This is a genomic window from Mycobacterium pinniadriaticum (assembly GCF_026242045.1).
Classification (GTDB): Bacteria; Actinomycetota; Actinomycetes; order Mycobacteriales; family Mycobacteriaceae; genus Mycobacterium; species Mycobacterium pinniadriaticum.
The window spans coordinates 1-10,073 of sequence record NZ_JAPJDO010000072.1 but is presented as its reverse complement, the minus strand read 5'-3'; the positions used below and the strand labels follow the sequence as shown (position 1 = coordinate 10,073).

Here is a 10,073-nt window from a genome sequence, read left to right as displayed (position 1 = left end):
GCTCGACACTCATGCCGGGCTCATCCGGTACATCGAAGCGGCGGGCCTCTAGCGACGGCTACCGGCCCGCCGCTTCACCCTGCCCCTTGACAAAATGCACCCCATATCAGAACTGAGTCATATGACTCACTGCGGCCCGCGCCATCAGTACGAGGGGTGATGGTGATGGTTGGACACCGGGCCGCCCGCACCGGGACTGCTGGTCACCGAATAGGGCAGGCTATCACTGCTGGTTGGTAGCTGTGTGGATGAATCGAATGGTTTCACCCGGTTGCCAACCATTGTCTATAGACTGGCGGCGGTAGCCGCGTTAGCCTGCGTTCCAATAGCGTGAGCTGGTCCGTCAGGGTTAGCTCACGTCGTCGGTTTCAGTGGCGTCACCGGGCGGAGAAGGGCAGGTGAACGATGAGCCTCACGGATGTGACTGCCGACGGCATCTCCGAGGCCGAATCGGCTGCCGTTCTGGACTCCGCCGCCGGGGGCATGGATGAGGCCGCCGCGGGAGAACCGGCGGCTCCCGAAGAGGTGCAGTTCTACGCTTCTCTGCATCCAGGGCCGAACGCACCTTTGCCCGCCGATTTCGGTGCCGCCGTTTTGAAACTTCAAGAGGCCATGGGTGCGCCCGTTTGGCTATTGACCCAAGGCAACCATAGTTCTCCATACTGTCATCTCGATAGCACGGTTCGAAAGCTGTTCATGAGGGGGCGTAACGATCTTCGATCTTGCGAAAAGATAGTTCTGGTAATTGACAGCGGCGGAGGAATGGCAGATGCCGCCTACCAGATAGCGACTATGTTGCGACGCCATGTAGGCAGCTTCACAGCTATAGTTCCGCGCTACGCGAAGAGTGCCGCAACCCTTTTGGCGCTCGGCGCGGAGAAAATCCTCATGGGCAGCGATGCCGAGTTTGGACCCCTAGACGTTCAATTGCTCGACCCAGATCGCGAAGAATGGGGCTCTGCCCTAGATGAGATACAGGCACTCGAACGACTCAATGTGGCTTCTTTCGAACTACTTGATCAGGTCATGTCGCTTTTACTGATGCGGACTGACAAAAAGGTAGAATCTCTTCTCCCTCACGTTATCAACTTTACGACGCAGATGATGCGCCCGCTGTTGGAGAAGATCGAAACAGTCCATTACAACCAGCAATCCAGAACGCTAAAAGTAGCTGAGGATTATGCGGTTCGACTCCTAGATCCCTACTATCCAATAAGCCGAGCACAGGATATAGCCCGACACCTGGTCAGCGGCTACAGCGAGCACGGTTTTGTCATCGATCGAGACGAAGCATCCTCGTTCCTGGATATTGGTCAGGCCAACGAGGACCAAGCGAGGGCAATCGATGAACTCGAAGAAATATTGACAATGCGCCCTATTACTGCGATAGGGCGCGTCTTAGTAACTAAGAAGGGGGACGAGGATGAGGAGTAAGTTCTTGAACTCACGACGACTGCAAAATAGCCGGGATGCCGCGGAGGCTGCCGTCGCACTCGCAAAGGTAATCAGACATACCAGTTGGGAAAGAAATATCCGAGATAACGCGGGTATCGCTCGCCATCGCGATGAAGGGGAATCGGTTTGCCGGTTCGCGTCATCTCGATAGGGCAATCAGTCTAGCAAAGAAGCAATGTCAAGGTGGGTCCAAACTCGGTTCTCTAGACCAGCAGCCATTGCCGGCGTCGTCTTACGTCCACCGTTGGCTTGGGTGAGGGTCTGGTGCGGGCGGGCGTAGTTGTAGTTCATGTAATGCAGTGACACCGCGTGGGCCAGGTTCTCGACTTTCTTCGAGAACCCGTTGGTGAGTCGGGTGAAGCGGCGCATCCCCATCCGCATGGTGAGGTTCTGGCGCTCCACATAGGACGTGGACACCTTGGCGATGTCGGGTTCGCCGTTGATCTTGCGGATTTCGTAGCCGGTGCAGACGGCGGGGCTATAACGACGCTCGTAGTCGGCCAGATCGGGCTGGTCGTACAGCTTGTGGAGCATGGCGTAGTCGATGTCACCAGCGAACGCGGATTCCACGGCGTTGACGTACAGCTTCAGTCCATCAGTGGTGAGTTGGACGCGGTTTTCAAGCCGAGAAGCCAAGTCGCGGATAAAAACTCGCGCATCGTCGGCGGTGCGCTCACCCACCAACCAGGACGGGACCAGTTTGGTGTCAGCGCAGATTGCCGTCCAGGTCCACACGTCGCCGTAGCCCCACTCGCCTTTGTGTTCCTCGGGGACGTTCTTGGACTTGGCGTAGCAGAACGACCAAATCTCGTCGCACTGGATGTTGGTGCACGGCAGGTCGTAGAACGCTTGGCTCTGGTAGACGGAGCACGCGCCGCCCAGGTCGACCAATAGGTTGGTGATGGTGTTTTTCGCGGCCCCGGTGACGCGGGTGGTGCCGCGGATGGACATCCCCTCGCAGAGGCAGGACACGATTTGCGCCCGCTTTTCGGTGGACAACCGGTTGACCATACTGACCATTATGCTTGACCGATCGGGCATGCGCAACTAGTTTGACCTGCCATTACGCGTATCGTTGATACTTACGCCGTTGTCATACACGAATCGTGTATGCTGACCGCCATGGCTGAAAACACGCTGTCGGCGGGTGCGTTTGATGAGGCACTTCGCCGACTCGATCAGGACATCGCGGAAGCGGAGCGCCGTCTCGCCCAACTTCGTGCAATGCGCGAGAGCATCCAGCCCTTCATTGATCAGTACGTTGTTTCTGGTTCTGTCGACGAACTGGAAGGTCGTCAGGTAACAGGCGGCGAACCTGAACCTGCCCAGAAGATTTCACTCACGGACGCCGTGGTGCAGGTATTCGAGAGTCATCCGGACCAAGTGCTTCTTGTCGATGACGTGCTCAAGGAACTAGGCAGGGATGACGAGGCTCGTGACGCGACTCGGAATGCGATTCACTACGCGGTACGTCTCGGGAAGGTGTCCAAAGAGGGACGGCGCGGACGCTACATCCTCAGAAGCACCTCAACCCCGGTTGCAGCCGGGGTTGAGGTTAACGGGGAGCTGACCAGCAGCTCCTCCCGAGAGGAAGGGGAAGGTCGAGATGACACCTCGACGCTCCTTCACGATCATGATGGCGGTACGCGTAGCGTTCCTAACCCTTTTGATCGTGATCGAGCCCCCATAGGGGGTTTGACCGCCGCCAGTGGCTTCGCGTAAGCGGAGCCACTGGCCCTCCGGGGCGGTGCACGGTGCCGGGTGGGAGTCTGGAAACCTTTGCCCGAGGGGTTCGAGTCCCCTACCGTCCACCATTTAGTTGTGGTGTCACGACTTGCGCAACATGCACCATGATAGTGCATGTTGTGTCTCGTGTGAGTCATATGACTCACACCGAGCGTTAGCTACTGGGGTTCTGCCAGCGTTTTTCGGCAGCACGTCGTGCAATTTCTGACCGCTGCTCGGGGGTGAGTTTCGCGGCCCGCGCCGCCCCGCCCTTCAATCCGCCTTTGCGGCCCAGCGCGACCGCTGCGGGGTCTTTACCGTCATCGGGTTCTGGTTCGGTCTCGCCGGTAGCCTCGGCCACAATGGCAGCCGCCAGCGAGTTCAAGTCCCTTGGACGCTTGCGTGACCGGTCAGGCATAAGCCCATCCTCCCACGGCACACCGGTCGCACGCCCTCACCTGAAGGATTTCTCAGACGTCAAACTGACCCACTACCCTCTGCCAGCTCAGCGCGGTCGGCGCGCGCGTTCTCGTGCACCATATACAGGCTGATCGCGGTCCCGAGGTACCACGCCCCGGTGGCCGCGACGGGCAACAATGTGGACAGCCCACCTTCAATGGAGAACGGACCACCCGAGACGAAGACACTGGCCGTTCCGCCCAGATTGACCACCGCCGCGAGGAGGGCCAGCCAGCCCGTCCACCGGGGCAGGACGCCGTCGGGCAGCACACACCCGGCGTAGCCCACGGCCGCGAGCGCGACGATGAAGCCGCACAGCGCCAGCAGAACCAGACTGAAATCAGCCCCGACCGCGCGCACCGCCGGAGCCGATAGCTCGTGCGCCGCGCCCGCCGCGACGATCCGGATGGACATCGACACGAAGGACAGCGCGGCAACCGCAACGGTGCCCACGAAGAACAGATCGCCGAGATGACGACCGGACGTGGCCTCGTGGAGCAGACGCCGGACCGCGACCGCGAACCAGATGACCAGGCCGGTGGCCAGCGCGTACAGCCAGCCCTGAGCCACGATCTGAGCTCGGTGGTCGATGAAGAAGTGCTGAACGACCTGGTTACCGGCCTCGGGCCCGGGAGGCTTGCCGGTCAGGACCGCCGCGGTGACCGCGGCGACCACATAGACGATGCCGGCGGCACCGCCGGTGCGATTCAGACGAGTGTGGTCCATTGATACCCCCCGCGATACAACGCCCCTGCCGCAGATTACGACCGGACGTCCGACATGGAGTGGATATCGCACACAGACTGGTGACAGTAACTGCCATATCGGCATAGCATGCCGATATGTATCGCGTAATCCAGTGGGCAACCGGCGGTGTGGGCAAGGCGGCAATCCAGGGGGTGCTGCGGCACCCCGAACTCGAACTCGTCGGCTGCTGGGTACACAGCGCCGACAAGCACGGCCGAGATGTCGGCGAGGTGATCGGCGAATCTCCGGTCGGGGTGGCGGCGACAACCGACATCGACGAACTGCTGGCGCTGGACGCCGACTGCGTCATGTACTCCCCGCTGCTGCCCGACGAGCAGATCGTCGCCAAGATCCTGCGCTCGGGCAAGAACGTGGTGACCCCGGTCGGCTGGGTCTACCCGGACCGGCAGAGTCCCGCGGTACAGGCGCTCGAGGAGGCCTGCACGGCGGGCAACGCCACGCTGCACGGCTCCGGGATCCATCCCGGCGGCATCACCGAACGCTTCCCGCTGATGATCTCCGGACTGACGTCGGCGATCACACACGTGCGGGCCGAGGAGTTCTCCGACATCCGCACCTACAACGCACCCCTGGTGGTGCGCGAGGTGATGGGCTTCGGCCTGACTCCCGAACAGGCCATGAGCGGACCGATGGCCGCGCTGCTGGAGGCCGGGTTCAAACAGTCGGTGCGGATGGTCGCCGACGAGTTGGGCTTCCGCTCCGAGCCGCGCATCCGGTCCACCCAGGAGGTGGCCGTCGCCGTCACCGGAACCGACGAGCTCGTCGTGCCGATGGAGGCGGGCACCGTGGCCGCGCGCAGGTTCAAGTGGCAGGCCATCGTCGACGACAAGCCGGTCGTCACCGCCGCCGTCAACTGGCTGATGTGCGAGGTGGAGCTCGACCCGCCGTGGACGATCGGCGAGAAGGGTGAACGCTTCGAAGTGGAGGTCACCGGCGATCCCGACGTGTTGCTGACATTCAAAGGGCTGCAACCCGAGACGGTCGCCGAAGGCCTCGAACGAAATCCTGGTGTGGTGGTGACCGCCAACCACTGCGTCAGCGCCATCCCCCTTGTCTGCGAGGCCGGTCCAGGCATCAAGACCTACCTGGACCTGCCGATGATCACCGGTCGAGCCGCTCCCGACCTGGCCCGGTAAGCAATGGAACATCTTGGTGACCTTCGGTTTTCCCATCTGGTGGTCGGGGTCACCGACATGGATCGAGCCCTGGAGTTCTACCGCGGGCTGCTCGGCATGGACGTGGTGTTCGACCAGACGATGGGCGGGGAGCCGTTCGACCACGCGCTGGGCAGCGGCGCCGGTAACCAGGGCCGGGTGGTGGGCGGGCTGGTCGGCGGGGTGATGCTCGAACTGCTGTCGCTGGGGGCCGACAGCCGACCGCCCAGAAAGTCCCTCGTCGGCAACCAGAACATCTCGCTGTCGGTCACCGATCTCGACGACGCCTATCGGCGGGTCCAGGCGGCCGGGTATCAACCTGATCAGCCTCCCTTCGAGATCGCCGGGGTGCGGATGTTCTTCGTGAAGGATCCCGACGGCACCGCGGTGGAGTTCATCGAATTTCCCGGTACCGCACGAACATCGGAGGAGCTACACCGTGGCCCAGCACGCTGAACAGACCTACTGGCATCCGCGATCACTGACCGGGCTGCGAGTGATCGTGACCGGTGCCGCGCGTGGAGTGGGTCGCGGCATCACCGCGGCTCTGCTCGAACGGGGCGCAGCGGTGCTGATGGTCGACCGGAATCCCGGGGTGGCCGACGTCGCCGCAGATTTCGCCGCCGATGGGCGTGCCGTGCCATTGGCGGCCGACCTGCGCGACCGCAGCAGCTACCAACGCATCGTCGACGAGGCGGTGCAGGCGCTGGGCGGCATCGACGCGCTGATCAACAACGCGATCGCGACCAACGAGCCGAAGCCATTCCCCGATATCACCGTCGACGATTTCGACCTGGTCTTCGACACCGGCCCGCGGGCCACGTTCTTCCTGATGCAGGCGGCCTACCCGCTACTCAAAGCCGCCGGCGGCGGATCCATCGTGAACCTGGGCTCCGGTAGTGGAACCGGGGGCCAGACACAGTGGGGCGCGTACGCCGCCGCCAAGGAGGCGATCCGGGGCATGTCCAAGGTCGCTGCGCTGGAATGGGGTATCGACAACATCCGGGTGAACGTGGTGTGCCCCTTCGCGAATTCCGATGGTGTGGCGGGCTGGAGCGAAGCGTTCCCCGATGTCTACAACAAGGTCGTCAAGAGCGTTCCGCTTCGCCGGGTCGGTGACACGCATTCCGACATCGGAGCGATGGTGGCCTACCTGGTGAGTCCCGACGCCTCATACATGACCGCACAGACCATCCACGTCGACGGTGGCACGGGAACGTTCCGATGAGCACCCCGCCCGCCGAGCGGCCACCGTCATTGCGTGACCGGCAGCGGGCACAGGTGCGCGCCGACATCCATGCGGCCGCCTATCAGCTGTTCGCCGCACGGGGATTCGGCAACGTCACCACCGACGACATCGCCGCCGAGGCGTCGGTATCACCGCGCACATTCTTCCGGCACGTCGCCACCAAGGAAGACCTTCTGCTGGGCGCGGTCCAACGCGGGAACGCCGTGATCGCGTCGCTGCTGGCGCGCCGGCCGGCCGACGAGCCACCCGACGTCGCACTGGCCGCCGCGATCGTGAGTCGGGTCGGGTCCTTCGACGATGTCGACCTGGAGAGTTGGCGCGCGGCCATCCTGACCGCACCCGAATTGCTCGATCGGGCGACCCTGCTGTCGGCCGCCGATCGAGACCAGATGGTCGAATTGGTCGCCGCGCGAATGGGTGTGGACCCGGCAGACGACGGCCGGCCCGGCCTGTTGGTCCAACTATCCTTCGCTGCAGCCGATTTCGCATTCCAGCAGTGGGTCCGGGAACGCGGCGCCCGCCGCCGCCCGTTGGCGTCGGACGTGGCCGACGCGCTGGCCTTCGTCGCCCACTCGCGCTGGGAGAATTAGCGGGTCGTGGAGGGGCAATTGCCGAGCGTGCGTGTCGTGCACGCGACACGCCGACGACGGCGTGCACAACCGCACGTTCGCCAGGCGGGCGCAGGTTATATGACTCCAGCTGGGGAAACTAGCGGGTCGCCTTCAGCGTTGCCCAGAACGGACATCGGTGGCGCGCGCTGAAATCGGTCGTGATCGTCAGTCGCCCAGTCTGCAGCGACATCCGCTTCCCCGTGGTGCCGTCGGTCCCGAGTTCTGGCCAGTCCGGCTGACCGGAAACCGCAGGGGAACCGGTCTTCACGAATTGACTCCAGTACGCGATCATCTGATCGGACAGCTCGCGTTGCGCCGGGTCGAGCGGCGGGGCGCCGCCCACGTCGAACAGGTACCGCAGCTCCAGCGAGTGGCTGGCACCCACGGGGAACGGAGCCGCCCGCAGCGGATCCGGTGCCGGTGCGGTCCGGTCGTTGAACTCATAGGCGTACACCGGGCCGGTATGCACCAGGCCGGATGCGATTCGGTCTGTCGGACAGGCGAATACACTATCGGTTACGGCCGCGGAGTAGGCCAGGCCTTCGCTGCCGCCGAACCGTTCGAGGGGATACCGCTCGGCCACCGCGGCCGCGTCGGCGCCAAAAGTGTCCGACAGCAGCCGCGGATACGGCGGCAGTCGGTGCTTCTTCAGGTATTCGACGGCGGCGAACATGGCGAATTCGTCACCGTTGCTGCCGATCAGGACGGGGATCCGGGGCACCCGACTCAAGGCTATCGCCGTCATCGGATCGTCGGGAAGCCAGTCGGTTCCGGTGACCGGCCCGGTGAGCCTGTCCGGTCCGAAACCGACGTACAGCGGAGCGCGGTGCAACTTCCGGGTCGGCAATGACCGCAGACATTGCGCCACCGCCGCGGGATCGGTGCAGCCGGCGCTGATCGCGTAGTCGGTGCTCACTCGCTCCGCGGTGGCACGGTCGGCTTGGGCCTGACACGGCCCACTCTGCAGGATCGCGGCGCGGAAGAGCCCGGCCGAACCCGGCGCGACGAGGTGATCACACACCGACATCGCGCCTGCCGACTCCCCCGCGATAGTGACTTTGGTCGGGTCACCACCGAATTCGGCAATGTTGTCCCGGACCCAGCGCAGCGCCGCCTGCTGGTCGGCCAAGCCGTAGTTCCCGATGTTGCCGTCGCGGCTCAGCGCCGGATGAGCCAGGAAGCCAAGGGTTCCCAGCCGGTAGTTGACGGTGACGACAACGATATCGCCCTGGGTGGCCAGCCAACGAGAGTCGTAGATATCGGCACTGCCGTTGAGGAACCCGCCCCCGTGAATCCAGACCATCACCGGCTTCTGGCTCGTCGGAGTGGCGCCAGTGGGGCTCCAGACGTTGAGGTTCAGGCAATCCTCACCGGTGGGCCGGCCGTAGTCCGGGTCGAAGCTGGTGTCCTGGATACAGCGCAGGCCCGGCTGGGTGGCATCACGCACCCCAGGCCACGGCGCTACCGGTCGAGGGGGCTGCCAGCGCAGCGGACCCACCGGCGCGGCCGCATAGGGGATGCCGTTGAACACACGGAACCCCGGGCCGACGACACCGCGCACCGCGCCCGCGGCGGTCTGCACCACCGCGGGGCCCGGCTCCGCGATGGGAGCGGGTGGTGGATAGGAGTCGCGGCCGCCGGCAGTGCACCCGGCCAGCACCGCCACACCCAGCAGCACCCCCACCACACGCCGAAACCGTCGGCTGCTCGATGGGTGGGCCACGAGACCCGAGCCTACGCGGAGCGACACCCGAGCCATGACCTGGCAATTGGTCGAATCGGGTGTCACCTGGCACGATCGTGGCCCACACTAGAAACCTGACACCCGTCAAGTTTCTGGTATCGCCCAGCGAGGAGAGTCGATGACTACACGGATCATGGATGACGCGGCACGCGTTCTGGCCAGCCCGCTGGCCTACACCGATGAGCAGAGGCTTTATGGATCTCTCGCTCATCTGCGTGCCCACGCTCCGGTGTCGTGGGTCGACGTGGAGGGGTATCGGCCGTTCTGGGCGATCACCAAGCACGCCGACATCATGGACATCGAGCGGCAGAACGACCTGTTCACCAACGATCCTCGCCCCCTGTTGGCCATCGCCGATGCCGACGATGCGTTGCGGGCTCAGTTGGAGGCCGGGATCGGATTGCGCACGCTGATCCACATGGACGACCCGCACCACCGCGATATGCGCAAGATCGGCGCGGATTGGTTCCGTCCCAAGGCGATGCGCGCGCTCAAGGCCCGCTGCGACGAGCTGGCCAAGATCTACGTCGACAAGATGCTCGAGCGCGGCCCCGAACTCGACTTCGTCCAGGAGATCGCGGTCAACTACCCGCTGTATGTGATCCTGACCCTGCTGGGCCTGCCGGAATCGGACTTTCCCCGGATGCTGAGCCTGACCCAGGAGATGTTCGGCGGCGACGACGCGGAGTTCCAGCGCGGCAACTCGACCGACGACATGCTCGCGGTGCTGCTGGACTTCTTCAACTACTTCGCCGCCCTGACCGCCTCGCGGCGCGAACACCCCACCGAGGACCTGTCCTCGGCGATCGCCAACGCCACCATCGACGGAGCGCCGCTGTCCGACATGGACACCGCCTCCTACTACGTCATCGTCGCCAGCGCCGGCCACGACACCACCAGCGCCGGAA

The 10,073-nt window shown here is 63.9% G+C and carries 9 protein-coding genes, 1 tRNA gene and 1 pseudogene; 8 read left to right on the top strand and 3 right to left on the bottom strand.

The annotated features are described in order from the left end of the window. Positions 1 to 405: 405 nt before the first annotated feature. On the top strand, positions 406 to 1,434 hold the full coding sequence (locus tag ORI27_RS32235) for an SDH family Clp fold serine proteinase (RefSeq protein ID WP_266001293.1): 1,029 nt from the start codon (positions 406 to 408) through the stop codon (positions 1,432 to 1,434). A gap of 177 nt (positions 1,435 to 1,611) precedes the next feature. Here the strand turns inward: ORI27_RS32235 and ORI27_RS32230 are convergent, their stop codons facing one another. Beyond that, positions 1,612 to 2,466 carry an IS1 family transposase gene (locus ORI27_RS32230; RefSeq protein ID WP_266001303.1) on the bottom strand — a complete coding sequence of 285 codons (855 nt, stop codon included), beginning with the start codon at positions 2,464 to 2,466 and terminating at the stop codon, positions 1,612 to 1,614. A gap of 111 nt (positions 2,467 to 2,577) precedes the next feature. On the opposite strand from ORI27_RS32230, the gene ORI27_RS32225 reads away from it, so the two are divergent. Beyond that, entirely contained in the window at positions 2,578 to 3,177 is a 600-nt protein-coding gene (locus ORI27_RS32225) for a hypothetical protein (RefSeq protein WP_266001294.1), read from the top strand. Positions 3,178 to 3,197: 20 nt separating this feature from the next. Further along, positions 3,198 to 3,269 (top strand) — tRNA-Ser (locus ORI27_RS32220). Positions 3,270 to 3,657: 388 nt separating this feature from the next. Here ORI27_RS32220 and ORI27_RS32215 read toward each other — a convergent pair. Next, positions 3,658 to 4,365 (bottom strand): hypothetical protein, encoded by a 708-nt coding sequence (locus ORI27_RS32215; protein ID WP_266001295.1) that lies wholly within the window; start codon positions 4,363 to 4,365, stop codon positions 3,658 to 3,660. A gap of 116 nt (positions 4,366 to 4,481) precedes the next feature. Here ORI27_RS32215 and ORI27_RS32210 point away from each other — a divergent pair, with 116 nt between their 5' ends. From ORI27_RS32210 to ORI27_RS32195, 4 genes are read left to right on the top strand one after another with little or no spacing between them, the layout of a single operon-like run. Next, positions 4,482 to 5,543, top strand: a complete 1,062-nt coding sequence (locus ORI27_RS32210) for an NAD(P)H-dependent amine dehydrogenase family protein (RefSeq protein ID WP_266001297.1) — start codon at positions 4,482 to 4,484, stop codon at positions 5,541 to 5,543. 3 nt (positions 5,544 to 5,546) lie between these two features. Further along, positions 5,547 to 6,017: a VOC family protein gene (locus ORI27_RS32205; RefSeq protein WP_266001299.1), complete on the top strand. Its 471-nt coding sequence runs from the start codon at positions 5,547 to 5,549 to the stop codon at positions 6,015 to 6,017. Continuing rightward, a complete protein-coding gene (locus ORI27_RS32200) occupies positions 6,001 to 6,789 on the top strand; it encodes an SDR family NAD(P)-dependent oxidoreductase (RefSeq protein WP_266001300.1) in 789 nt (262 codons plus the stop codon). Before ORI27_RS32205 ends, ORI27_RS32200 begins: the two co-directional genes overlap by 17 nt. Next, entirely contained in the window at positions 6,786 to 7,400 is a 615-nt protein-coding gene (locus tag ORI27_RS32195; RefSeq protein WP_266001301.1) for a TetR family transcriptional regulator, read from the top strand. Before ORI27_RS32200 ends, ORI27_RS32195 begins: the two co-directional genes overlap by 4 nt. Before the next feature lie 118 nt (positions 7,401 to 7,518). Here the strand turns inward: ORI27_RS32195 and ORI27_RS32190 are convergent, their stop codons facing one another. Further along, positions 7,519 to 9,180, bottom strand: coding sequence for a carboxylesterase/lipase family protein (locus ORI27_RS32190; protein ID WP_266001304.1), 1,662 nt, complete (start codon positions 9,178 to 9,180; stop codon positions 7,519 to 7,521). A 103-nt stretch (positions 9,181 to 9,283) separates the two neighbouring features. On the opposite strand from ORI27_RS32190, the pseudogene ORI27_RS32185 reads away from it, so the two are divergent. After that, positions 9,284 to 10,073: pseudogene (locus tag ORI27_RS32185) on the top strand (cytochrome P450); the annotation flags it as partial.